The sequence below is a fragment of the Ferrimonas balearica genome (assembly GCF_019802055.1).
Classification (GTDB): Bacteria; Pseudomonadota; Gammaproteobacteria; order Enterobacterales; family Shewanellaceae; genus Ferrimonas; species Ferrimonas balearica_A.
The window spans coordinates 1,012,553-1,034,881 of sequence record NZ_JAHVHW010000007.1; the positions used below are offsets into that span (position 1 = coordinate 1,012,553).

The window sequence follows — 22,329 nt, forward strand, 5'->3', positions numbered from 1 at the left end:
ATGGTGGGACCTGTTGTTGAATCGCTGCAGGTAACCGATGGAAAACGCTCAAATAGTCTTCACCTTTTTGCTGGAAAATAAGCTGCTACTGAGCGCTCTTTTGGTCTTCGTTATCCTGCTGGTCCGTCGCCTGGTGTTGTCCGCGATTCGTGGTGACGCGATGTTTCTGTCAGAGGGGCAGCGCACGTGGATCTCTTTGACGAAAAACGGCGCCTTTACGATCCTTGTGCTCAGTATCTTCTTGATCTGGAAGTCGGAAATCAGTGAGTTTGCCCTGTCGGTAACCGCTATTGCAGTGGCGGTTGTGGTGGCCTCCAAAGAGATCATCCTCTGCTTCACCGGCTCAATTCAACGGGCCAGCTCCCGCTCCTTTCGTATTGGCGATTGGATTGAAGTCGGCAAGATCAGTGGTGAGGTGATTGAGCATAATCTGATGGCGACGGTGATCCAGGAGATCGATCTCCACCATGGGCAGTATCACTTCACCGGGAAAACCATCACACTGCCCAATAGCATGTTTTTTACCTATCCGGTGAAAAACCTCAATTTTATGAAGCGTTATGTCTACCACAACTTCTCCATCGTGGTGCCGGGCTTCAACAACCTGTACCCGCTGGTGCCCGCCTTGATTGAAAAGATTGAGCATCACTGTGAGGAGTTTATTGAGGTGGCACGGCGCTATAACGGCGTGATTGAGAAACACGCCGGTGTGGACCTGCCGGGACCGGATCCTCATATCCATATCACCAGCGGTGCCACTGGCGAGCAGATTGTCCATATCATGCTGTTCTGCCCCACAGAACAGGCGACCCATCTTGAACAGCATGTCCGTTCCGACTTTATGAGCGCGTACCACCTGGCATACCCTGAACCCTCTACTGCTGCGTAAAAAAAAGCCCCGCAAGTGCGGGGCAAATCGGTCGGCTCCGAGGAAAACTAAGGGGTGATGCGATAGCGCTTCACTTGTTGATTCAGGGCGGAAACGGCCTTCAGCATTTGGCTGACGGTGTGTTGGGTTTCATCTACCTTGGCGATGGTTTGGTCTGAGAGTTGAGTGACCGTGATGACATTGCCGTTGATCTCATTGACCACCACCGATTGCTGCTCCGAAGCCGTCGCGGTTTGTGCAATCAAGGTATTCAAGCGGCTGATGCCACTGAACAGGCTGTTGATCCGGTCGTTGTTTTCATTGATCTGTCCCGCCGCTTCCTGGGTCAGAGTGCGGCTGTTGCTCATGGCCGCGTGCGCTTGTTCGCTGCCCTGAAGCAGAGACGAAATCAACTGGTTGATCTCCTCCGTCGCCTCCGATGTGCGCTTGGCGAGGTTGCGCACCTCCTCGGCGACCACGGCGAATCCGCGGCCCTGCTCACCAGCGCGGGCGGCCTCAATGGCGGCGTTTAACGCCAACAGATTGGTCTGCTCGGCGATCCCCTCAATGGCAGAGAGAATGCCCTGGATCTGAGTGGTGCTGTCGACCAGAACCTGCACCCGCTCGAAACTCTGGGTTAACTCCTGCTCCATGTCGGCCATGGTCTCCTGCAGCAGCGACAGCTGACTTTGGCTGGTTAGGCAGAGCTGCTCAACACAGTCGGTCTCTTTCGAGGCAGACTGCATGGATGAGGCAATGGAGTGGCTGGCCAGATGCATCTCTTTTATTGCCGCTGCGATACATTCGGTTTGTTCATGTTGCTGCGTGGCTTGCTTCTGCGCCGTTGCCGAGGCTTGGGTGATGGCATCCAATTGAGCCAGGCTGGCGTCCATCTGCTCCCGGGTATGGATAAACTGCTGTTGCATCTGACCCATATGGCTATCCAGTGCCTGAGCGATCTCCCCAAGCTCATTTGAGGCGTGCTGGTTCACCCTGATGGTCAAATCATGCTCAACGCTGACCTGCTTGAGGGCATCCTGAATGTCCCGAACTTGCGAGATGGTCAGGCGGTTGAAACGCCTCACCAGTGCCAGCGTGATGATAATAAGCAGGCCCAGAGAAGAGGTGCCGATAATCATGCGCAGCTCAGCGTCACGCACCTCCTGTTTGGCGATCGCCTCACTCTCTCTATCCAGCTGGATCACCAGCTCCTTCATATCGTTGATGCGTTGCGATGCCAATTCAAACCAATTGGCCGGCCCACTGACCTTGTCCAGACTTTGTTGGCTGGTAAAGCTCTGCAGGGTCTGCCTGACCTGTTGCCAGTGGGGCAGGCGCTTCAACTGTGCCATGGTGTCGCTCCAGCGAGCGGGCGCGAGTCTGGCAAATTCCTGCAACTGCTTTTGCTCGAAGTCGTAGTAACGAACCACCTTGCTGTGCTGAACAGTGGTGCTGCTACCCCTGGCAAAGAGTCCATTGAGCATGCCGCGATATTGACCTGCACGCTCCTTGGCCATCATCAAGTGCCAGCTTGCTCTGAGCTGATGTCGCAGCTCAGTGTTGTGCATGGTGAGAATCAAGCGGTTGACGCTTTCCAGTGCATCCTGATTCAACGCGGAGTAGTAGCCGAATGCCGATTGCCCCTCTCTCATATCGACTGACTGGCGGATAGCGGCTTTCTGACTTAATGCTTCGCCGACTTCAGCCAGAAGTTGCTCTATCTGATGGGTGTTCAGTGCGGGGTAAGCGTTGAGATCGAGACTGAGAAGCGCGTCGGCGGCGGCATCGGCGTTGGTCCTTTGCTTATCCATCGCCAGGCGGCTTTCTGGTGTTGGTGCGCCCAGAAAGCCCGCGGTCAGTCCGCGCTCTACCGCATGTTGATGAGCCACTTCGTCCAGCAATGCCATCAGCACCAGCCTTTCCTCATCGCGCTGTGCATGCTGCTTCTCTTCGTGGAGATGCGTAAACAGGAAGTAGATCATGATGAGACAGGTGGCCAGGGGCAGGAGAGAGATCAGCCCGAACGCCTGTGTCAGCTTGATTTGGTTAAAGTGGTTCATCGTGCATTCCTTGGTTTAGCCGACATGCTCTGCGACAGCTATCCATGCCGCTTTTCGCCCCCAACACCCAGGGATAACAGTGAGTTACCAGAGGCATAAGGCTGCAAGTCAGGCGTCACACTAACAATGGAAACCGGGCAAGGAAATGCGTGGGACGGACCAAGGTGTAAGGTGAGTGTAATTACTCTAATTGTGTCATTTCACCGGTTTGGCACATCTGACTAGAGTTTGAGCTCCAATGTTTTACATGTGCTGATATTGGATTCTATTCAGTGAGTTACTTCTGACTTTTATGCTCCGCGTAAAGCAGGTTCAACGGCTCACTTCCATGAGGTGAGGGGGGTGCTGAGCGGGCGAAACTGCCTCTATTCCGCTAGGCTGAACGGCAATCTGAGTGCGCCACCTGGGGCAATCCACTTTCGGTGTGGCCAATATTTGTCCTGCACCGAATGGCCGGTGAATCGGGGAAAGTTTCCAAATGGGGGGCGAGGAAACCGCACAGCGGCCCCGAAGGGCCGCTCAGGATTCAATGAGCGATGTCCGGATCGGACGCGATGTCCTCGGTGTAGCCTTTGGGGGGCGGACACCAGGCTCGATCGCTACTTTCATGGCCCTTCAATCGGTGATGACCCACCCGACTGCTGGCTTCCTGCACCATGGCAATAAAGGTGGCACGGTAGGCGGCGTTGGAGAATACGTCGTTGTCTTTTTGCCAGTGGGTATACAGCTCATCCAGTGTGGATTTCTCATACTGTCGGAACTGGCGGGTGTGCTGCTCGGCAGTAAAGGGGTGCTCTCCCAAGCTGACCAGTGCTTCCCGCGCCAGCAGTAACGCACCCTCGAAGTACTCCCGGGTGATGAAGTCGGCCCCGGCCTGACGCAGACGATAGAAGTGACCGCGGTCAAACGCCCTGGCCAGCACTTTGACCTGGGGAAAGTGGCGCTTGGCCAACTCCACCAGTTCGGTGGCCTGATCCACATTGTCGATGGCCACCACCAACAGATTGGCCTCACTGATGCCGGCGCTAAGCAACAGATCCATCCGGGTCGCATCGCCGTAGTAGGCTCGGATCTTCACCTGCCGCATCGCTTCAATCTGAGTGGGCGAGAGGTCCAGCACCACAGGGTGCACCTCATTGGCAACCAGCATCCGGCTGACCACCTGTCCGAACCGCCCCATGCCCGCGATGATCACCTTGCCAGGTGCGTCGATTTTGTCTGCTTCGCGCGATTCGGAGCGGCTGAAGCGGGGCTGGATCACCCGTTCATAAAGAATGAACAGCAGTGGCGTCAGCAGCATGGAGAGCGCCACCACCAGAGAGAGTGTGGGCACGATATCGGGAGGCAGCACCGCGTTCTGGCTTGAAAACGCCAGCAGTACGAAGCCGAACTCACCGGCCTGGGCCAAAGAGAGGCTGAACAGCCAGCGGTCGCCAAGTCGGATTTTGAACAGCCAGGTGAGGGCGAGCAACACCAAGGCCTTCAGCGCCATCACGCCCAGTGTCAGCCCCATCACCAGGGCAAAGTCGCCGAACAGGACACCAAAGTCGATGCCGGCACCGACGGTAATAAAGAACAGGCCCAGCAACAGCCCCTTAAAGGGCTCGATATCGGATTCCAGTTCGTGGCGGAATTCGCTGGTGGCCAATACGACGCCCGCGAGAAATGTGCCCAGGGCAGGGGAGAGTCCTACCAGAGACATCAGTGCGGCGATGCCGATCACCAGCATCAGTGCGGCGGCCGTGAAGATCTCCCGCAGCCGCGCCTCGGCAATCATGCGAAACAGCGGACGGGTCAGGTAGTGCCCACCAAGCACTACGATGGCGATGGCACCGGCAACCGCCAGGGCTTGTCCCCAACCGGGCAGACCGGCAACCAGACTCAGCTCCTCATGGTGCTCGCTGGCTGCGGCTCCCGCTTGCTGAAACTCCGGCAACGCCAACAGGGGGATCAGTGCCAGCATCGGGATCACCGCGATGTCCTGAAACAACAGCACAGAAAAGCCCGCACGGCCCCCTTCGGTTTTGGTCAGCCCTTTTTCGTTCAGGGTTTGCAGCACAATCGCGGTGGAAGAGAGAGCGAGGATCAGGCCGATGGTCAGTGCCACAGACCAGTACAGATCAAACATCAGCCCAACACCAAAGATGGCAGCGGTGGTCAGCCCGACCTGAAGCCCGCCCAGACCAAGGAGCTTGCCGCGCATCTGCCACAACATCCGTGGCTCCAGTTCGAGCCCCACCAGGAACAGCATCATCACCACACCGAACTCCGCGAAGTGCTGAAGGGTGGCGGTTTCTGAACCCACAAGGCCCATCAGAGGCCCCAGTACCACTCCGGCTATCAGGTAGCCGAGCACCGACCCGAGACCAAAGCGATTGGCCAGGGGAACGGCGATGACCGCCGCCACCAGATAGATAAAGGCGTAAAGGAGGATCCCGGTCATGACTGCGCCTCCAGAATTTCATTGAGAGTATCCGCCTGGCTTGCACTGCTGATATCCAGCCGGTGTTCGGACAGCCGTTTCATCAATTCCACAAATTGTTGTCTGTGGGGCTCTAAACGCTGCTCCTCCACGGCGGTTCTTGCCCCGTAAAGCGCAAAGGGAGGCAGGTAGTGCATATGGCAGAGATTGGCGGTCATCTCCAGAGGGCGCAGCAACTCCCGTAAGGTGTATCGGTTATAGCCCTGAGCATCATAGGCCCCCGCTTTGGCGCCGGTACTGACGGCACAGAAGAACAGTTTGTCCTTGAGCGCCAGCCCTTTGTGGCCGTAAGCAAAGTTGTACTCCAGCACCAGATCCTGCCACTCCTTCAGGATGGCGGGCGTCGAATACCAGTAGATAGGGTGAAGAAACACGATGACATCGTGATCCATCAGTCGCTGCTGCTCGCGGGCGGTGTTGATCTCCAGCGTTGGGTACTCGGCATAGAGATCCACAAGGGTGACATTGGGCAGGGTCATGATCGCCCTGGCCAGTGACAGGGTGACCTCTGAGTGTTGCTGTGCCGGGTGGGCAAACAGCACCAGTATTCGGCGGGGAGTGGGAGTGTCCATGGCGCACTTTGTGGTTGGATGGTTGGGGTGCTGCCCCAATAGGGACGGCGCTAATAAGTCATTAAAAAGTAGCGGTAAAACAAATTGGGTCCCTTGAGTATCGTCACAAAGTTGGGGCCAGCAAAGTGGCTGGCCCCGAAAAAGTGTTAACCGGCTTGCTGTTGCCAGTACGCCAGTCGAGCGGTGGGGTCGCTCATCAGGGATTGGCAGGGGCCTTTATAACGTCCCATCAGGGTGCCCAGTGAGCGGGCATCCGGCATCTCGGCCCTCATGGAGGATTGTGCGGCAAGGATCCGCTGCGTCACGCTGTCAGCATCGAGTCGACTCTGGGCCAGAGTGCGGGCCTGTTCGGCAGATTCTGCAAGGCGACCGGCGACCGCTGCCATTTGCGGGACATCCATCCCCGCCAGAGTTTGGGCGCTGAGATCGTAATACGCGGCGCACTGAATGGCCTCGTCGACCCAACGGCTTTCCGCCGTTTGCGCCTGAGGCGCGTTTTGTTGAGGACTCATGCCTCGCAATACCACAAAGCTGATGGCCAGCGCGGCAACGACAAATACGAGAGTGAACAGAGTAGTTTTGGACATATGGCCTTCCTGGGCGTGATTTATGTCACAAAGTTAAACAAGCCAACGGAGGAGATCAAACACTGGTATTCAGACAGGGCTGCCGCCTACACTGAATCGATGTAGATCAGGGACTTTGGGGGCTGAAATGTGGCGCAGTGTATTGTTCGCATTATCGTTTTTCTGTGTGGCGGCCACAGCGGAGGAAGCGGCACCCGCAGCGCCGCCCTCCTACGACTTTGCGGCCGAGAGAGCAGCGGTACTGGCGGACATCGAGAGCACCAGTAAACGGGTCGACCGCATCGAGGCGAACTGGAAGAAAACCGAGTCGGAGATGGGGCGGGATCTGCTTCAGCAGCAGGTGGTGGCGGATACCCTTTCTATGAGCCGGCGGGTGGATGCCTTTCTTGATGAGGTCAACAAAGCGAACATCCCCGAGGTTCAGAAGGATGGTGTCGCCGTACTCAGGGCAGAGAACGAGTTTCTTCAATCCCGTCTGGAGCTGGCGGCCTCGGATCTTCGCAGTCTTTATGAGTTGTACGAACAAGCACAACCGGACAAGCAACTGCTGGTGCTGCTCAATATCAATGACTTCTACTCCTACATGAACTGGCTGCTTGGCGAGCGTCAACAAAATCTGGCGATGATGGCGGGGTGGGGGGTCGATATCAAAGCGGAGCGACGCAAGTTGAATCGGGAGATCACCCGTTACGCCGAATTTATGGCCTCTTACCTGCGAGCCAGCGCGCGGCAGAAAGAGCTGCTCAAACTGGAGCTGAAAACTCTGCCCGCCGACGCCCGAAGCGCCTTTGAAAGCCAGGTGGCCACACAGGACCGATTGGTAAAAAGCGCCGTTGGTAACCTCAAAGAGTTGCTGGTTCTGATGGAAGCGCAACAGCTTCCGGTTGAGCAGTACAACGAACTGATCTTCAAGGCCACCGGGAACCTGGCGGAAGCGGTCGTCAGTGTGGGGGCGATGCGTACCGTGCTGATCGGGATGTGGGAAGATGCGGGAAATTGGTTCAAAACCAACATCGGCGGCATCCTGTCCCGCATCGTATTGTTTTTCGCGCTAATGGGGGCTGCCGTGCTGTTGGGGCGTCTGGTGCGCCGGGGCATCTCCCGGGCGGTAACCCATAAGAAGGCCCGGTTCAGTGCGCTGGTGCAAGACTTTTTTATCACCATCGGTGGCAACCTGGTGGTGGTGATTGGTCTGCTGTTTGCCCTGGCTCAGGTAGGGTGGGATCTTACGCCAGTACTGACCGGTCTGGGTGTGGCCGGCATCGTGATCGGCTTTGCCCTGCAGGATACCCTCTCCAACTTTGCCTCTGGGATGATGATTCTGATCTACCGGCCCTTTGATGTGGGGGACTACATTGAAGCCGGTGGGGTGGCGGGTAAGGTGGGCAAGATGAGTCTGGTCAACACCACCATCCGCACCTTCGATAACCAGGTCTTTATGGTGCCCAACGCGAAGATCTGGGGGGAAACCATAAAGAACATCACCTCAGAGCGGATCCGCCGGGTCGATATGGTGTTTGGGGTGGCCTACACCGACAACGTGGAGCAGGTTGAGGAGATTCTCAATGAGATCGTGACCCATCACCCCAGTGTGCTGAAAGCCCCGGAGCACGTCATCCGTCTGCACGTTCTCAATGAGTCCTCGGTGGACTTCATTGTTCGCCCTTGGGTGAAGACCGACGACTACTGGGATGTGTACTGGGACATTACGCGGGAAGTGAAGGTACGATTCGACCGGGAGGGGATTACCATTCCATTCCCGCAGCGGGAACTTCACGTGCACACCATTACGCCCCCTCCGACGCTCCCCGAAGAGCCGGTGTCGCTGCAGCGCTCAGACACGGGTCTGCGAGCGGCAGGCGAGGGAGAGGATGGACTTCCCTAAACCAAAAAAGGCGGTGCATTGGCACCGCCTTTTTTATCGCTGATATCCCCGAATGATCTCGGTGACCTCAACGGAGTAGTGCTTATACCACCGGTCTTTGCCCATCGATTGGGCCACCCGGTGCTCGGCATCCTCTCGCCAGGCCAGGATGTCGGATTTGCTGTCCCAGTAGGAGAGGGCGATCTCCTCGTCCCCTTCCGTCAGCGCAACAAACTGTCGGCAACCAAACTGGCTCAGAGCACGCTCCCTCAGGGCGGCGGCAACAGCGACATACTCCGGGTCCAGTTGGGCCACCTTTGCGCGGAATATTACGACGTATCGGGCTTCGGGTTGCGGTTTCATATCAGGGCACCAGACGATTGATCAGCGGCAACCTGGTCAGTGCCGCAGTGAGTGCCCAAGCCACCAGCAGGGTGACCAGTGTGATCACCGGAATGGCGATAAGTGTGTGTCCGAACCACTGATAAACGCCGTTATCCAGGTTCCTGACCGGGATCAGCAGAAGCGGATGGATAAGGTAGATCCCCAGGCTGTAGGTGGAGATGGAGGTGATCACCGTTTTGGCCTTGGCGCCGATGCGATCCGCATAGCACTGGGCCAGCACAAACAGCATGCCGCCAATCAACACGGTGTTCAGCGACTTGTAGCCCATAAATAGGGAGCTGTAGGCCCCCTTGGCCTCTGATGCGTACCAGCTGCCTACCAGGTTCAGGAATACCGAACCGAGCCCCAGTCCCAGCCATAACTTGAGCTGAGGTCGGTTGTCCCGGTTAAACAGATACCAGCCAAGCACTAGGTAGCCGGAGTAGAGCAGGATGTTCTGCCTTAGCGGCGTTTCTACCTTGAGCAGATGCATCAGAGTCAGCAGTAGCCAGGCGGCGATCAGCAGTTTGATGCGCTCCGGCTCCATCCGGTGAAGCAGTGGCGCCAGCAGCGGAATCACGAAATAGAGCGGGATAAAGTCGTAGAAGAACCAGAGGTGATACCACACCGGCTGATTCGGGGACGCTTCCAGAATCGCCAGGGTCTTTTCCGGTTGCCAGTGACCCAGCGCGAAGCCGCCTACAACGGCGTAGATGAGGGTCCAGCCAATAAAGGGGATCGCCACTTTACCCAAACGCCGTTGCAGGTAATGTCGGTTGTCAAAAGGGCGGGTGTCGGACAGCAGAAGGGCACCGCTGATCATCATAAATACCGGCACTGCCCAGCGGCTTATCGCATTGATGCTGACGGCACCAAACCATTGGCCCATTGGGATCTGACCATACAGCTCGCGCAGCGGGCCCAGAACATGAATAGCGATAACGGCGATGGCGGCGATAAACCGTAAAAGATGGATATAGAAGATGTCAGGGCGGCGAGCGCTCATGCTGTCTTCCTTGAGCGATTAGGGGGGGTTCTATCCTACTGGCTGATAGAGCAAAAGGCGACCGGGGGAACCCACGGGGCATAAAAAAACGCCACCTAGGGGAAAGGCGGCGCCAAAAGGGAATAATGACTCAAGGATAAATCGATTGCAGGGATGTGACTTATCTGTTTTCTGAGACCCGAGCTCTGAGAGAAAAGTTCATCGTTGGCAGAAAAAAATTGAGCTCATGCACTAACTGGCTGTATATCCATCGATTAGCTGGCAACAGGCCCAAAAAAAAACCGCCCTGAGACAGAGCGGTAAACAAGAACGATGATTGGTTCCCAAGCACGCATTGCTGCTTGCGTAACCTTTGAGACCGGGCTTTGAAGGGCAGGTTCAATGCCGTTCCGGCATTTGTCCCACCCCGTGATCCGGATCACGCGTTCTCAGATTTTCAGGCCCATCAGCTGCTGCTGCATGCCGTTAGCGGTGGTGAGTACGCTCTGACTGGCCTGTACCGATTCCACTGCCGACTGCTCCAACTCATGGGACTGGTTGCGGATCTGCATCAGGTTGCCCGCGATCTCATTGGCTACGCTGCTCTGTTGCTCTGCGGCCGTCGCAATCTGGCTGCTCATGGCAAACACCTTGTCGGAGTGCTGAGCGATCTGCATCAGGTCCTGACCGGCGCGACTGACCAGAGTCTGACCCTGTTCCGCACGTTCGACCGTACGGCCCATCAGGGTCTCCAAGTTGCGGGTGCCCCCCTGCAACTCTTCGATCATCTTCTGGATCTCGACGGTGGCGGCCTGAGTCCGGCCGGCGAGGGAGCGAACTTCGTCCGCCACAACCGCAAAGCCGCGGCCCTGATGTCCGGCACGGGCTGCCTCGATGGCGGCGTTGAGGGCCAGCAGGTTGGTTTGTTCGGAGATGCCGTTGATGGTGGTGACTACCGCATCGATGCGATCCGCATTGGTGTTGACCTGGCTGACCGCACTGGAGGCGCTGTGTACCTCTGACACCAGTTGTTCAATGGTGGCGATGGTGGTTTGGATCTGGCTATGGCCGCTCTCCGCGTCCTTGCTCGCCTGCCGGGTTTCCACCGAGGTCTGCTCGGCATGATTGGCCACTTCACGCACCGTTGCCGTCATCTCCTCCATGGCGGACGCAAGGGTGTCCAGATGCAGCCGCTGATCCACAGCGAGTTCCTTACTGGTGCTGGCCTGATTCTCCAGGGAGCGGGAGGCGGATTGCATCTTTTCCGAAACCACACGAAGGTCACGCACTACCGTCTGGCGCGTGGCGATCAAGGCATCGATGTGGTGCGCCAGCGGGCGGAGGTCATCACGCCCCGGGTGAAAGTTCATCCGGACCGTCAAATCGTTGTTGACCGCCTTACCCATGATCTCCTGCATAAAGTGCAGGCTGCCGGTGATAAAGCAGCGCACGGTATAGGAGACATACAGGGTGAGAAGTACCACGGCGAAGATGGCGACCAACAACACCCGGTGCTCTGCGATCACCCCTTCGGCGTTTGATCTTGGATGGCTGTACTGCAGATAGAGTCCGGGGACGATCTCAGCACTGTAGTGCTGAAGTCCGTTTCGGGTTACCAGTTGACCCGGAGGAACCAGGCTTGGATCCCCCTGCTTCAGGATCTGCCCGTTTTGCAGGCTGGCAACCAGTCGGTCCCGGTTATCACTGTCCAGATGGGCAAAGAGGGCAGCCTGATCCCGGGTTTTTCCAACCAGGGATTGTTCCTGGCTGGCATAGGTGGCGTCGATGTCCGCCTGAATAAACAGGGCGGTAAACACCAGCAGCGCGACGATGGGGGTGACCGAGATCAGCAGCAGCTTCTCTTTGATGGTCAGGCGGATAAGATAGGGGTCCCAGATACCGGGTTTGCTTTGCTTCATGCGGTGCTCGATGCGGGAAAATCGGTTCAGCGTCCTAAGTCGGCGTTGGCCAAAAAAACTTTAAATACGCTTGGATGCTGAAGGTAAAACTGAGGAGAACATCACAATGCCGCACGCTTCTGATGAAATGGTCAGTATGAAGGTTTGGTACGGGGAGGGTGGGATGCTGAAAACCCAACACTGCCCAATACCAGAGCCAGAGCCTGGCCAGGTACGTATCCGGGTGGCGGCGTGTGGAGTTAACCGGGCTGATTTGCTTCAGGTGGCCGGTCACTATCCGCCACCTCCCGGTGCGCCGGAACATTTGGGCCTCGAAGTGTCGGGGGTCGTGGAGCACGGTGCCGGGGCCTTTCAGGCAGGTGACCGGGTGATGGCCTTGCTTGCCGGCGGCGGATACGCCGAGTATGTGTGCGTGGATGCGGGGTCGGTTCTGCCCATCCCCAACGGGATGAGTTTTGCCGAGGCGGCGGCGATTCCGGAGGCCTTTGTCACGGCCTATCAGTGCCTGTTTGAGGTGGGCCAACTTAAGACCCAAGAGCGGGTGTTGATCCACGCTGGCGCATCCGGGGTAGGCACGGCGGCCATACAGCTGGCGAAAGCGAGTGGCGCTTGGGTGGCGGTAACCTGCGGTACTGAAGAGAAAGCCGAGTTGTGCCAAAGCCTGGGGGCGGATGAGGTCATCCTCTATCGGAACCAGGATTTTACCGAGGTGTTTAAGGGCATTGATCTGGTGCTGGACCCGGTAGGCGGTGATTACCTCAATCGTAACCTGAAAGTGATGGCGACCGACGGACGGCTTGTGCAGATCGCGATGATGGGCGGACGGCGTACTGAGATCGATCTGGCGCTGCTGCTCGCGAAACGATTAACGCTGCGTGGCTCAACCCTGAGAAGCCAGAGCCAGCCGGTCAAAACCCGATTGGTACAAGGGTTCTGGCAGCGCTTTGGTAACGGGTTTGCGCAGGGGCGGATCGCCCCGGTTCTGGACAGCCGCTATGATTTTGAATCGGCGCCTCAAGCGCATCAGCGCATGAGTGGCAACGCCAACTCGGGGAAGTTGGTGCTTGAACGTGCTTCAGAAAGTGGGTGATATTACGCGCAAACTTTGCCCGCTTGTGCGTTAGCTGGTCTATACGGGTTTTTCTAATGGCCACAATGCAGTAAAATTCCCCCCCTTTATCAGTCGATTGATTTTCGAACGGATCGGACCCGAGAAGAGAAAGATGCAGCAACTAGCAGAGATTGTCGCGCAGGCGTTGGCCGCCATCGAGGCGACCGACGATCTGAAAGCGCTCGATGACATCCGGGTGAACTACCTGGGTAAAAAGGGTGAAATCACCGCCCTGATGAAATCCTTGGGACAGCTGTCCGCCGAGGAGCGCCCCGCCGCGGGCCAACAGATCAACGCCGGCAAGCAGCAGGTCCAGCAGGCTCTGAATGCCCGCATCGAGGCGCTGCAAACCGCTGCCCTGAACGCCAAGCTGGCTGAGGAAGCGGTGGATGTGACCCTGCCTGGCCGCAAGCTGGCCACCGGCGGTCTGCACCCGGTTAACCGTACCATTGAGCGTATCGAAGCTTTCTTTGCCGATCTGGGCTTTGATGTGGCATCGGGTCCGGAAGTGGAAGACGGCTTCCACAACTTTGATGCCTTGAACATCCCGCCGCATCACCCGGCGCGAACCGATCACGACACCTTCTTCTTCAATCCCGATCTGATGCTGCGTACTCACACCAGTGGTGTGCAGATCCGGACCATGGAGGCGACTCAGCCGCCGATCCGCGTGATCTGTCCCGGCCGCGTGTACCGCAACGACTACGATCAGACCCACACCCCGATGTTCCATCAGGTGGAAGGTCTGCTGGTGGCGGAGAAGGTCTCCTTTGCTGAGCTGAAAGGCGTTCTGTACGACTTCCTGCGTAACTTCTTCGAGGAAGATCTGGACGTGCGTTTCCGCCCCTCCTACTTCCCCTTCACTGAGCCCTCTGCTGAAGTGGACGTTCGCCGTAAAGATGGCAAATGGCTGGAAGTACTGGGTTGCGGCATGGTTCACCCGAAAGTACTGCAGTCTGTTGGCATCGATCCAGAGAAGTACTCCGGTTTCGCCTTTGGTATGGGCGTAGAGCGCCTGACCATGCTGCGCTACGGTGTGAACGACCTGCGTGCGTTCTTCGAAAACGATCTGCGTTTCCTGAAACAGTTCCAGTAAGGGGTGAACGATGAAATTTAGTGAATCCTGGTTGCGGGAGTGGGTAAACCCTGCCATCTCCACTGAGGAACTGTCCGAACAGATCTCCATGGCTGGCCTGGAAGTGGACGGTGTGGACCCGGTTGCGGCTCAATTCCACGGTGTTTACGTGGGTGAAGTGGTGGAGTGCGGTCAGCACCCGGACGCGGACAAGCTGCGCGTGACCAAAGTGAATGTTGGCGGTGAAGAGCTGCTCGACATCGTATGTGGCGCCGCAAACTGCCGTTTGGGCCTGAAAGTGGCGGTAGCCACCGTGGGTGCTGAACTGCCCGGCGGTTTCAAGATCAAGAAAGCCAAGCTGCGTGGCCAACCCTCTCACGGCATGCTCTGCTCCTTCACTGAGCTGGGCATCGATGTGGAAGCCGACGGCATCATTGAGCTGCCGGCAGATGCCCCCATCGGCACCGACATCCGCGAGTACCTGGCGCTGAACGACAACGCCATTGAAGTGGACCTGACCCCGAACCGCGCTGACTGTCTGGGTCTGGCCGGTCTGGCCCGCGAAGTGGGCGTACTGAATCGCCTGCCGGTTAACGAGCCAGAAGTGGCGGCAGTGGCCCCGGCCATTGATGCAGCCCACGGCATCCGCGTTGAAGCGCCTGAGCACTGCCCCCGTTACCTGGGTCGTGTGGTTAAGGGCATCAACGTCCAGGCCGAAACCCCGCTTTGGATGCAGGAGAAGCTGCGTCGCGGTGGTATCCGCAGCATCGATGCGGTGGTGGACATCACCAACTTCCTGCTGCTGGAGTACGGCCAGCCGATGCACGCCTTTGACCTGGCCAAACTGAACGGTGATATCCAGGTTCGTCTGGCCAAGGCCGGCGACAAGCTGACCCTGCTGGACGGCAACGAGGTGGAGCCTCGCGAAGACACCCTGTTGATCGCTGACGATAATGGCCCGCTGGCGCTGGCTGGTATCTTTGGTGGTGAGCACAGCGGCGTCACCGGTGAAACCACCGATGTGCTGCTGGAGTGCGCTTTCTTTAACCCGCTTTCCATCATTGGTAAAGCCCGCTCCTACGGCCTGCACACCGACTCCTCCCACCGCTTCGAGCGCGGCGTTGACCCGCAACTGCAAGCCAAGGTGATGGAGCGTGCCACCGCGCTGCTGCTGTCCATCTGTGGCGGCGAAGCCGGTCCGGTTGTTGAAGTGAAGTCCGATGCGCACCTGCCGCAGCCGGCCACCATTACCCTGCGTCGCGCCAAACTGGACGCGCTGCTGGGCCATGTGATCAGCGATGAAGACGTATCGGAAATCCTGACTCGCCTCGGCTGTGAAGTGAGCCTGGTTGACGGCGGCTGGCAGGCGAAAGCCCCGAGCTGGCGCTTCGACATGGCGATCGAGCAAGACCTGATTGAGGAAGTGGCCCGCATCTACGGCTACAACAACATCCCCAACCTGGCGCCGGTTGCTGAACTGACCATGACCGACCACACCGAAGCCAAGCTGCCGCTCAAGCGCGTTCGCAGCCTGCTGGTAGACCGTGGTTATCAGGAAGCGATCACCTACAGCTTCGTTGACCCGAAACAGCAGGTTCGCCTGCATCCGGGCATCGAGCCGATGGTCCTGCCGAACCCGATCTCCTCCGAGATGTCCGCTATGCGTCTGTCTCTGTGGACCGGTCTTCTGGGCGCGGTTGCCCACAACCAGGCTCGCCAGCAGAACCGCGTACGTCTGTTTGAAAGCGGCCTGCGCTTTATCCCGGACGCCAACGAGGCGATGGGTGTGCGTCAGGAGCCGGTGCTGGCTGCGGTTATCGGCGGCACTCAGAGCGACGAGCACTGGGACATGGCCGCCAAAACCGTCGATTTCTTCGACCTGAAAGGCGATCTGGAAGCGGTACTGGCTCTGACCAATACTCCATACGAGTTCAGCTTCCGTGCTGCCCAGCATCCGGCGCTGCATCCTGGTCAGTGTGCTGAGATCCTCAAGGGCGATAAGGTGGTGGGCCTGATTGGCGCCATTCACCCGCAGCATGAGAAGAAATTGGGCCTGAATGGCCGCACCATTGTGTTTGAAATTGAGCAGTCCGCGATCCTGGATCGTCAGCTGCCCGAAGCCAAACCGGTTTCCCGTTTCCCGGCAAACCGCCGCGACATCGCCATTGTGGTGGACGAAAATGTTGGCGCTGGGGACGTTGAAAAAGTGATACGAAAAGTTGGCGGAAATCAGTTGGTTGCCGTAAACTTGTTTGACGTATATCGTGGGAAAGGTGTCAACGAGGGGCAGAAGAGCCTGGCGATTGCGCTGACTCTTCAGGATGTGGAACGCACCCTGGAGGAGAAAGAGATTGCGCAAGCGGTTGAACATATCGTTGCCACTTTGAAGTCAGAGTTCAACGCACAGTTGAGGGACTGAGACACATGGCGCTGACCAAAGCCGAAATGGCAGAACACCTCATCGAAACCTTGGGCCTGCACAAGCGGGACGCTAAGGATATGGTTGAGGCGTTCTTCGAAGAGATCCGCCTGGCCCTGGAAACTGGGGAACAGGTTAAGCTGTCGGGTTTTGGGAACTTCGAACTCAGGGATAAGAATGAACGTCCGGGACGGAACCCCAAGACCGGCGAAGACATCCCAATCACCGCCCGACGGGTAGTGACCTTCCGGCCCGGCCAAAAGCTGAAATGCCGGATTGAGGAATCGGATCACCTGGGTGACGAAGGTTAAGCGTCACGATAATAAAAACGCCGTCAATGACGGCGTTTTTTTATGCCTGTTTGGCTACTCCTTCAGAAGCGACAGGTCGGTACGCAGCCGATACAGTTGGTACTCCGTGCCTTTGAAATGCCCACTCCAGCTCTCCAGCAGGGCCTTGGCTTTCGCTTCGTCACCCAGGTGCCGGGCCAGTGCAGCGGCGAATCCGGTTTCGGGGTCTGCCATTCCGGCGTAGTTGGTGTAAGGGATAATCAGGTTCAGGGTGGGTTTACCGCCCACGTTCCAGCTCCAGGCCCAGGAATAGGGCCAGTTCATCGCTTTGGCGTTGTCGCTGAGCGCCTTCTTGTCCGCTTCCGTCCCCGCAGCTTCCCCCGGTTTTACCTGGTAACTGGTCACACCGAAGTAGCGGAAGCCAGGGTCTCCCTCAGGCCAGTGACTGTTGGCCATATCCACTTCAGCAAAGTTGTGGCCCACCTGAGCGATCAACTGGGAGACATTGTCGCGCCAGTGCTCTCCGGTTTTGTGCTCACTCTGCCAGGCCAGGTAGGTGTCCACTTCCGCCCAATTGCCGCAGCAACTGCGGATGATGTACTGGTTCAGATTGGGCCCCAGGGTCGGAACATAGACTCGCCACTCCCTTGGATCGCCTTTCTCCTTTCGATACGCCACGTGGCGCTTGAGAGCAGCTTCAAATTTGGCGGCTTCGCCTACTTTCGGCGTGATGACCCACATTTCCGCCAGATTATCGGGCTTCTCAGCGGCCAGCACTGAGAGGGGGAGCAGCAGTAGTGGAAGGATAAAACGACGCCATAGCAACTTCATGGAGTTCTCCTTTTGTCGAGAATGCGCCGGACAGTAACCATAGCTGAGAGAGTGCCATTATGCCTTGCTGGCGGCGCTGGCTGACCTATGCTTTGGCTTTGCCTGAGTGCTGTGAACTCTGCAGGAGGAGCCCCATGTTGCGTCAGTGTGTTTTGGTCGTCGTGTTGCTTGCTGGCTTGTATTGCTCTCCCTGGGCGCGGGCCGATGTGATGTTGATGGATACCTATATCGTCACGCCGCTGCCGGGCCAGCGCGGTCCGCTGGAACAAGCCATTAATGACCACATTAACCATCGCCTGGCCAATGGCGAGACTCGTGGCTGGCAGATCTACACGCCAACACTTGGACAGAACATCGGACGCTTTTTACTGTTTCATTGCTGCCTGAACTGGGAGGAGTTGGAGCGTTACCAGAATTGGGAGTTGGAGCAGGAAACCATGTCCCATTGGATGACGTTTGTAGAGCCTTTTGTTCAGCAACTCGATCACTTCATCAGCGAGGTGGATATCGATAACAGCAATTGGGAAAGCTATTCCCTTGCCAGCCCGTTCCTCAATGTGACTGAACTGCATATTCGTGCAGGCCATAGGGAGCAGGCGATGGAAGATGTTTCTGCCATCAGCAACTACGTCAAGGCAATGAACTGGCTACCCAATTGGATGTGGAGTTGGCAGTTGGGTGGTGACCCTGTGCTGAATCTGGTGATACCGCAGGAACGCATCTCCGATATGTCTGCCCGTTTGCCGGGATTTGAGCATGCGTTGGGTGAACATTTGGGCGATAAGGCGAAAGCGAGTGCATTGCTCGAAAACTGGAATGGTCATTTTGAGGACAGCAGTTTTCAGTTGTTCAGGTTGCTCAGGAATGCAGAGCCCAAGCAGGAAGACTAGATCGTGCTGTAAAAGTTGATCCATCTCGGAACTTGGGCCCGTGGCTTTGAACTGGCTGCGACATCTCGACTAAGGTGAACGCCTTTACTAGAGCCTTCAGCAGTCGCCAAGGCGGCGTGAGAGTCCCGATGTCCAAAATTCAATCCGAGCGCCTGATCCAGCATTTTATTGAGCTGGTGAAGATCGACAGCGAATCCCGAAATGAAAAGGCGATCAGCGAAACCCTGGCCGAGCAACTTGGCAATCTGGGTTTTGATGTTCATAAGCAGAGCGTTGATCCCTCCATCTCCAATGGCCACAACCTGTTTGCCCGCCTTAACGGCTCCCTGCCCGGCACCGTGCTGCTGAGCTGCCACATGGATACGGTGACCCCCGGCAACGGCATCGAACCGGTGATTGAAGAGGGCATCATCCGCTCCAAGGGCGACACCATTCTTGGTGGTGACGATAAGTCCGGTATTGCCGCCATTATGGAAGCGGTCCGCAGCATTCAGGAGCAGGGACTGGCTCACCAAACCATTGAACTGGCCTTTACCGTCAACGAAGAGTGCGGTCTTCACGGCTCTAAGCTGTTTGATATGGCGATGGTTCAGGCACAGCACGCTATCGTTCTGGATTCCGGTGGCCCCATCGGTACCGTTATCACCACGGCTCCGGGGGCGGAAAGCCTCAAGATCACCATTGAGGGTAAGCCCGCTCACGCCGGTCTGGCCCCGGAAACCGGCATCAATGCCCTGACCGTTGCAGCGGATGCCATCAGCAAGATGAAGCTCTCCCGCATCGATGAAGAGACCACCGCCAACATCGGCGTTGTGAAAGGTGGCAGCGCCACCAATATCGTGATGCCCAGTCTGTATATGGAAGCGGAAGCCCGCTCTCTGGATGATGGGAAACTGGAAGCGCAGGTTGCCCATATGGTGGAGACCTTTGAGGCAGCAGCAACGCGTCACGGCGCCCAGGTCAGGATTGATCGCAGCCGCGAATACAACGCCTACCGCCTGAGCGATGATGAGCCGTTGGTACAGGGCATTGTGGCCGCGTTTGCTGCCAATGGCATTGAGGCGGTAACCAAGCCCACTGGTGGCGGCTCTGACGCTAACGTCTTTAACGCGAAGGGGCTGAAAACCGTCAACCTCTCTACCGGTATGGCCAAGGTGCATACCTGCGAAGAGGAGATCGCGGTGGCGGATCTGGAAGCGATCTCCGAGTTCCTGTTTACCTACCTGAGCCGCTGAGCATTATCGGCGTCAAAAAAGCCACCCAGATGGGTGGCTTTTTGCATTGTGTGCCTGAGTCGTGACTCAACGGTGGCGCTGACTCAGCCGGTCGATCACCTCAGCCATCGACACCTGCTGCTGCTCCAGCAACACCGTGAGGTGGTAGAGCAGGTCGGCTGTCTCATCGATCAGATTCTCCCGGTCGTTGGTGGCGGCGGCAAGGGCCACCTCTACGCCTTCCTCTCCCACCTTCTGGGCAACCCGACGCGGGTTACCGCTCAGCAGCGATGCGGTGTAGCTCGATTCCGGTGGGGCGTTACGTCGCTCGGTGACAATGGCGGCCAGGGTGTTGAGAAACGGCTGATTGGTCGCCTCGTCGAAACAGCTCTCGCTGCCCAGGTGGCAGGTGGGACCGTTGGGACGGGCCTGCACCAGAATGGCATCGTTGTCGCAGTCGGTACCGAGCGTCACCAGCTCCAGCACATGGCCAGAGCTTTCGCCTTTGGTCCATAGGCGCTGTTTGGAGCGGCTGAAGAAGGTCACCTGGCCGCTTTCCACGGTTTTGGCCAGTGCCGCTTCATCCATATAGCCCACCATCAGTACGCGGCCGGTGAGATGGTGTTGCACCACCGCAGGCACCAGGTTGTCCATCTTGGCCCAATTGATTTGGGGCAGATCCTTCACGATTGTCATGGGCGTACCACCACCTTTTGCTCAAGCAGATACTGTTTCAGGTCGGGAATGGCGATGATCCCCTTGTGGAAAACGGATGCGGCCAGGGCGCCGTCCACACCGGCGCGCTGGAACACATCTCGAAAGTGCTCTGGCGTACCAGCGCCGCCGGAAGCGATCAGCGGAACGGAACAGACGGCCCGTACCGCGCTGAGCTGAGTGATGTCATAACCTTGGCGAACCCCATCCTGATTCATCACATTCAGCACAATTTCACCCGCCCCCCGGCGGATAACCTCCTGCACCCAATCCAGGGTGTCCCACTGGGTTTCCCGGGTTGCGGCTTCGGAACCGGTAAACTGTTTAACCCGGTAGCGACCGGTATCAGCATCAAACCAGGAGTCGATGCCCACCACCACGCACTGGCGGCCAAAGCGATCATTGAGACGGTTGATCAACTCCGGATCCGAGAGGGCCGGGCTGTTGACGGAGATCTTATCCGCCCCATCGGCCAGAATGGTCTGGGCGTCCTCAATGGTTTTGATGCCGCCCGCGACGCAGAAGGGGATGTCCAGCTGCTCCGCCACCCGTGCCACCCAACTTTTGTCAACGGTTCGGCCATCGGCACTGGCGGTGATGTCGTAGAACACCAGTTCGTCCGCTCCCTCAGCGGCGTAACGGGCAGCCAGAGGCACGATGTCACCAACAATCTCGTGATTGCGGAACTGCACCCCTTTAACCACCTGGCCATCCTTAACGTCGAGACAGGGAATTATCCGTTTTGCCAACATGCCAGCGCCTCCTCAATGGTGAAACGACCAGCCAGCAGGGCCTTGCCGATGATGATGCCGCCGATATTGATCGCTTTCAGGGCACTGAGATCAGCCAGTTCTGCGATGCCGCCGGAGGCCTGCCAGCGGACCGTGGGGTAGGTGGTGACGAGATTCTGATACAGCGCCACGTTGGGGCCGGTAAGCATGCCATCCCGGTCCACATCGGTGCAGAGCACGTCGCTCAATCCCGCTTCCAGCAGTGGGGCGATCACTTCGGATAACGCCTTGCCGGAACCCTTCTGCCAGCCGTGGGTCAGCACTTCCGGCTCGCCCTGCTCATCCAGCCGCACATCCAGAGCGACGGTGATGCGATCCGCCCCATACTGGCGCAGCCATTGGGCCACCCGTTGTGGCTGGCTGACGGAGAGGGAGCCGATCACCACCCGGGCCACGCCGATATCCAGCAAGGCTTGCAGGTCCGCCTCAGTGCGCACGCCGCCGCCCACCTGAATCGGCGCTTCCAGCTGTTCAACGAGTGTGCGGATGGTCTCAAGCTGGCGGTTGGCCGGGTCCTTGGCGCCATCCAGATCCACCAGGTGCAGCAATTGACTGCCGGCATTCTGATAGGCCACCAACTGAGAAAGCGGGTCGTAGGCGAACTCGGTTACGGCGTTAAAGTCACCCTTTTCCAGGCGAACCACTTTGCCGCCGATAAGATCGATAGCCGGAATGATCATGCCGGGTACTCCAGAAAGTTTTTCAGAATGCGGGCGCCAACCGGCCCGCTGCGCTCAGGGTGAAACTGCACCCCCATAATGTTGCCGCGACCCACCGCAGCGGAGAAACGCTGACCATATTCGCAGCTGGCCAGCGTGAGGCTACCCTCAGCAACGCCGTAGCTGTGTACGAAATAGACGTAGTCCCCCTTATTGATGCCCTGGAACAGGGGGTGATCGATAGGCTCTAGTGTGTTCCAGCCCATGTGGGGCAGGGGACGGTCACCCACCTTTAGGCGCTGGGTGGTAAAGGGAAGCAGACCGGGCAACCGGGTATTGCCCTCCTCGGAAGACTCACCAAGCAGCTGCATCCCCAGGCAGATCCCCAGCAGGGGCTGCTCAATCTGCGGCAGCACCTCAAGCAGTCCACGTTCTGCCAACTGCACCATGGCAGCCTGTGCTGAGCCAACGCCGGGCAGGATCACCCGGTCGGCAGCAAGAATGGTGGTGGCATCGTCGCTCACCACCGCATTGGCCCCCAGTCGTTCAAAGGCAAAGCGCACGGAGGAGAGGTTGGCGCAGCCAGTATCGATAATGACAGTCATCGTTCTCTC

20 protein-coding genes are annotated in these 22,329 nt (G+C 57.8%); 8 read left to right on the forward strand and 12 right to left on the reverse strand.

Annotated features, from left to right (window positions below; all coding sequences use genetic code 11):
- Positions 1 to 37: 37 nt before the first annotated feature.
- Positions 38 to 889 (forward strand): mechanosensitive ion channel family protein, encoded by an 852-nt coding sequence (locus KUV52_RS12220; protein ID WP_222526214.1) that lies wholly within the window; start codon positions 38 to 40, stop codon positions 887 to 889.
- 47 nt (positions 890 to 936) lie between these two features.
- On the opposite strand, the gene KUV52_RS12225 is transcribed toward KUV52_RS12220, so the two are convergent.
- The 4 genes from KUV52_RS12225 to KUV52_RS12240 all read right to left on the reverse strand — a co-directional run bounded on the left by KUV52_RS12225 (position 937) and on the right by KUV52_RS12240 (position 6,569).
- A complete protein-coding gene (locus KUV52_RS12225; RefSeq protein WP_222526215.1) occupies positions 937 to 2,928 on the reverse strand; it encodes a methyl-accepting chemotaxis protein in 1,992 nt (663 codons plus the stop codon).
- A 526-nt stretch (positions 2,929 to 3,454) separates the two neighbouring features.
- Complete coding sequence (locus tag KUV52_RS12230) at positions 3,455 to 5,371, reverse strand: monovalent cation:proton antiporter-2 (CPA2) family protein (protein WP_222526216.1); 1,917 nt, start codon at positions 5,369 to 5,371, stop codon at positions 3,455 to 3,457.
- Entirely contained in the window at positions 5,368 to 5,982 is a 615-nt protein-coding gene (locus tag KUV52_RS12235; protein ID WP_222526217.1) for an NAD(P)H-dependent oxidoreductase, read from the reverse strand. Before KUV52_RS12235 ends, KUV52_RS12230 begins: the two co-directional genes overlap by 4 nt.
- 146 nt (positions 5,983 to 6,128) lie before the next feature.
- Entirely contained in the window at positions 6,129 to 6,569 is a 441-nt protein-coding gene (locus KUV52_RS12240) for a hypothetical protein (RefSeq protein ID WP_222526218.1), read from the reverse strand.
- Between the two features lie 127 nt (positions 6,570 to 6,696).
- On the opposite strand from KUV52_RS12240, the gene KUV52_RS12245 reads away from it, so the two are divergent.
- Positions 6,697 to 8,454 carry a mechanosensitive ion channel family protein gene (locus tag KUV52_RS12245; protein WP_222526219.1) on the forward strand — a complete coding sequence of 586 codons (1,758 nt, stop codon included), beginning with the start codon at positions 6,697 to 6,699 and terminating at the stop codon, positions 8,452 to 8,454.
- 33 nt (positions 8,455 to 8,487) lie between these two features.
- Here KUV52_RS12245 and KUV52_RS12250 read toward each other — a convergent pair whose 3' ends face one another.
- The 3 genes from KUV52_RS12250 to KUV52_RS12260 form a co-directional block, all read right to left on the reverse strand.
- Positions 8,488 to 8,796: an antibiotic biosynthesis monooxygenase family protein gene (locus tag KUV52_RS12250; RefSeq protein ID WP_222526220.1), complete on the reverse strand. Its 309-nt coding sequence runs from the start codon at positions 8,794 to 8,796 to the stop codon at positions 8,488 to 8,490.
- Between the two features lies 1 nt (position 8,797).
- The gene (locus tag KUV52_RS12255; protein ID WP_222526221.1) at positions 8,798 to 9,823 is read right to left on the reverse strand and encodes an acyltransferase; all 1,026 of its coding nucleotides are present in this window, start codon (positions 9,821 to 9,823) and stop codon (positions 8,798 to 8,800) included.
- Positions 9,824 to 10,251: 428 nt separating this feature from the next.
- Positions 10,252 to 11,721, reverse strand: a complete 1,470-nt coding sequence (locus tag KUV52_RS12260) for a methyl-accepting chemotaxis protein (protein WP_222526222.1) — start codon at positions 11,719 to 11,721, stop codon at positions 10,252 to 10,254.
- Positions 11,722 to 11,857: 136 nt separating this feature from the next.
- Here KUV52_RS12260 and KUV52_RS12265 point away from each other — a divergent pair, with 136 nt between their 5' ends.
- The 4 genes from KUV52_RS12265 to KUV52_RS12280 all read left to right on the forward strand — a co-directional run bounded on the left by KUV52_RS12265 (position 11,858) and on the right by KUV52_RS12280 (position 16,637).
- Positions 11,858 to 12,811, forward strand: a complete 954-nt coding sequence (locus KUV52_RS12265; RefSeq protein WP_261390045.1) for an NAD(P)H-quinone oxidoreductase — start codon at positions 11,858 to 11,860, stop codon at positions 12,809 to 12,811.
- A 133-nt stretch (positions 12,812 to 12,944) separates the two neighbouring features.
- A complete protein-coding gene (pheS, locus tag KUV52_RS12270) occupies positions 12,945 to 13,928 on the forward strand; it encodes a phenylalanine--tRNA ligase subunit alpha (RefSeq protein WP_222526224.1) in 984 nt (327 codons plus the stop codon).
- Positions 13,929 to 13,938: 10 nt separating this feature from the next.
- Positions 13,939 to 16,326, forward strand: coding sequence for a phenylalanine--tRNA ligase subunit beta (pheT, locus tag KUV52_RS12275; RefSeq protein ID WP_222526225.1), 2,388 nt, complete (start codon positions 13,939 to 13,941; stop codon positions 16,324 to 16,326).
- A gap of 5 nt (positions 16,327 to 16,331) precedes the next feature.
- On the forward strand, positions 16,332 to 16,637 hold the full coding sequence (locus KUV52_RS12280) for an integration host factor subunit alpha (protein ID WP_222526226.1): 306 nt from the start codon (positions 16,332 to 16,334) through the stop codon (positions 16,635 to 16,637).
- Between the two features lie 54 nt (positions 16,638 to 16,691).
- On the opposite strand, the gene KUV52_RS12285 is transcribed toward KUV52_RS12280, so the two are convergent.
- Entirely contained in the window at positions 16,692 to 17,447 is a 756-nt protein-coding gene (locus tag KUV52_RS12285) for a hypothetical protein (protein WP_222526227.1), read from the reverse strand.
- A 134-nt stretch (positions 17,448 to 17,581) separates the two neighbouring features.
- Between KUV52_RS12285 and KUV52_RS12290 the strand changes: the two genes are divergently transcribed.
- Both KUV52_RS12290 and KUV52_RS12295 read left to right on the forward strand, forming a co-directional pair.
- A complete protein-coding gene (locus KUV52_RS12290) occupies positions 17,582 to 18,337 on the forward strand; it encodes a hypothetical protein (protein ID WP_222526228.1) in 756 nt (251 codons plus the stop codon).
- Between the two features lie 128 nt (positions 18,338 to 18,465).
- Positions 18,466 to 19,572, forward strand: a complete 1,107-nt coding sequence (locus KUV52_RS12295; RefSeq protein WP_222526229.1) for a M20/M25/M40 family metallo-hydrolase — start codon at positions 18,466 to 18,468, stop codon at positions 19,570 to 19,572.
- Between the two features lie 66 nt (positions 19,573 to 19,638).
- Here KUV52_RS12295 and hisIE read toward each other — a convergent pair whose 3' ends face one another.
- The 4 genes from hisIE to hisH are packed head-to-tail and all read right to left on the reverse strand — an operon-like array spanning position 19,639 to position 22,320.
- The gene (hisIE, locus tag KUV52_RS12300) at positions 19,639 to 20,247 is read right to left on the reverse strand and encodes a bifunctional phosphoribosyl-AMP cyclohydrolase/phosphoribosyl-ATP diphosphatase HisIE (protein WP_222526230.1); all 609 of its coding nucleotides are present in this window, start codon (positions 20,245 to 20,247) and stop codon (positions 19,639 to 19,641) included.
- Complete coding sequence (gene hisF / locus KUV52_RS12305) at positions 20,244 to 21,017, reverse strand: imidazole glycerol phosphate synthase subunit HisF (RefSeq protein WP_222526231.1); 774 nt, start codon at positions 21,015 to 21,017, stop codon at positions 20,244 to 20,246. Before hisF ends, hisIE begins: the two co-directional genes overlap by 4 nt.
- The gene (gene hisA / locus KUV52_RS12310; RefSeq protein ID WP_222526232.1) at positions 20,999 to 21,736 is read right to left on the reverse strand and encodes a 1-(5-phosphoribosyl)-5-[(5-phosphoribosylamino)methylideneamino]imidazole-4-carboxamide isomerase; all 738 of its coding nucleotides are present in this window, start codon (positions 21,734 to 21,736) and stop codon (positions 20,999 to 21,001) included. The genes hisF and hisA overlap by 19 nt, the downstream gene beginning before the upstream one ends.
- Positions 21,733 to 22,320, reverse strand: coding sequence for an imidazole glycerol phosphate synthase subunit HisH (hisH, locus tag KUV52_RS12315; RefSeq protein ID WP_222526233.1), 588 nt, complete (start codon positions 22,318 to 22,320; stop codon positions 21,733 to 21,735). Before hisH ends, hisA begins: the two co-directional genes overlap by 4 nt.
- Positions 22,321 to 22,329 lie beyond the last annotated feature (9 nt).

Bases quoted from the DNA above. Each gene is read 5' to 3' on its own strand.
- KUV52_RS12220 (WP_222526214.1), top strand. From the start codon at position 38: ATGGAAAACGCTCAAATAGTCTTCACCTTTTTGCTGGAAAATAAGCTG.
- KUV52_RS12225 (WP_222526215.1), bottom strand. From the start codon at position 2,928: ATGAACCACTTTAACCAAATCAAGCTGACACAGGCGTTCGGGCTGATC.
- KUV52_RS12230 (WP_222526216.1), bottom strand. From the start codon at position 5,371: ATGACCGGGATCCTCCTTTACGCCTTTATCTATCTGGTGGCGGCGGTC.
- KUV52_RS12235 (WP_222526217.1), bottom strand. From the start codon at position 5,982: ATGGACACTCCCACTCCCCGCCGAATACTGGTGCTGTTTGCCCACCCG.
- KUV52_RS12240 (WP_222526218.1), bottom strand. From the start codon at position 6,569: ATGTCCAAAACTACTCTGTTCACTCTCGTATTTGTCGTTGCCGCGCTG.
- KUV52_RS12245 (WP_222526219.1), top strand. From the start codon at position 6,697: ATGTGGCGCAGTGTATTGTTCGCATTATCGTTTTTCTGTGTGGCGGCC.
- KUV52_RS12250 (WP_222526220.1), bottom strand. From the start codon at position 8,796: ATGAAACCGCAACCCGAAGCCCGATACGTCGTAATATTCCGCGCAAAG.
- KUV52_RS12255 (WP_222526221.1), bottom strand. From the start codon at position 9,823: ATGAGCGCTCGCCGCCCTGACATCTTCTATATCCATCTTTTACGGTTT.
- KUV52_RS12260 (WP_222526222.1), bottom strand. From the start codon at position 11,721: ATGAAGCAAAGCAAACCCGGTATCTGGGACCCCTATCTTATCCGCCTG.
- KUV52_RS12265 (WP_261390045.1), top strand. From the start codon at position 11,858: ATGAAGGTTTGGTACGGGGAGGGTGGGATGCTGAAAACCCAACACTGC.
- pheS (WP_222526224.1), top strand. From the start codon at position 12,945: ATGCAGCAACTAGCAGAGATTGTCGCGCAGGCGTTGGCCGCCATCGAG.
- pheT (WP_222526225.1), top strand. From the start codon at position 13,939: ATGAAATTTAGTGAATCCTGGTTGCGGGAGTGGGTAAACCCTGCCATC.
- KUV52_RS12280 (WP_222526226.1), top strand. From the start codon at position 16,332: ATGGCGCTGACCAAAGCCGAAATGGCAGAACACCTCATCGAAACCTTG.
- KUV52_RS12285 (WP_222526227.1), bottom strand. From the start codon at position 17,447: ATGAAGTTGCTATGGCGTCGTTTTATCCTTCCACTACTGCTGCTCCCC.
- KUV52_RS12290 (WP_222526228.1), top strand. From the start codon at position 17,582: ATGTTGCGTCAGTGTGTTTTGGTCGTCGTGTTGCTTGCTGGCTTGTAT.
- KUV52_RS12295 (WP_222526229.1), top strand. From the start codon at position 18,466: ATGTCCAAAATTCAATCCGAGCGCCTGATCCAGCATTTTATTGAGCTG.
- hisIE (WP_222526230.1), bottom strand. From the start codon at position 20,247: ATGACAATCGTGAAGGATCTGCCCCAAATCAATTGGGCCAAGATGGAC.
- hisF (WP_222526231.1), bottom strand. From the start codon at position 21,017: ATGTTGGCAAAACGGATAATTCCCTGTCTCGACGTTAAGGATGGCCAG.
- hisA (WP_222526232.1), bottom strand. From the start codon at position 21,736: ATGATCATTCCGGCTATCGATCTTATCGGCGGCAAAGTGGTTCGCCTG.
- hisH (WP_222526233.1), bottom strand. From the start codon at position 22,320: ATGACTGTCATTATCGATACTGGCTGCGCCAACCTCTCCTCCGTGCGC.